Source organism: Acinetobacter sp. V2, assembly GCF_001188385.1.
In the GTDB taxonomy this organism is placed as follows: Bacteria; Pseudomonadota; Gammaproteobacteria; order Pseudomonadales; family Moraxellaceae; genus Acinetobacter; species Acinetobacter oleivorans.
The window spans coordinates 11,343-11,999 of record NZ_JZFB01000012.1 but is presented as its reverse complement, the minus strand read 5'-3'; the positions used below and the strand labels follow the sequence as shown (position 1 = coordinate 11,999).

The 657-nt window shown below is 40.6% G+C and carries 1 protein-coding gene; it reads right to left on the bottom strand.

The features are described 5' to 3' along the window. A partial coding sequence (locus tag UC75_RS22465; protein ID WP_228137502.1) for a biotin/lipoyl-containing protein occupies nt 1–657 on the bottom strand: 657 nt, incomplete at both ends.

Below are 657 nucleotides of genomic sequence, written 5' to 3'. Positions count from 1 at the left end.
CCATCCACATCAGATTTAATCTGCTGTTGAATTTTCATAGCCTCAAGCACTAGTAAGGTTTGGCCTTTCACAACTTGATCGCCTTTATTAACCAAAATATTTACCACAGCACCATCCATCGGTGCTCGAATTTTGCCGTCTCCCGCTACATCAGCAGTTTCTGGCGCGGCATAGGTCACATTGCGTATCAAAACATTGCCATTCTCTCGATCTAAGTAAAGCTGATCACCATCCAATACATATTGCACACGGCGACGTACGCCATCAATTAAATAAAATAATTGCTCTGGTGTTCTCTCAAGCACTTCAATACAAACTGTTTGATCACAAAGCTGTGCCGTAAACGTGTTATTTACAGATGAAAGCTGCAATTGAATTTGCTGATCATCATATTTAAGTTTTAATGGTAATGGCACTCCAAGCCCAGTTTGCCACACCGCAGTCACTTTACTTTGACTAAATAATGCAGCAGCAATCGCTAAATTTTCTAAAGATAAAACCTGCTTATGTAGGCTACTGTCGTTTTGAAAATGCTGCTGAATAAATGCGGTATTGGTATCACCAGCAACAACAACCGGATGGCGTAATAAATTGACCAAGAACTGCTTATTACTGTTTACACCCAGCAAAACACAATCATCTACGGCACGAGCAAGT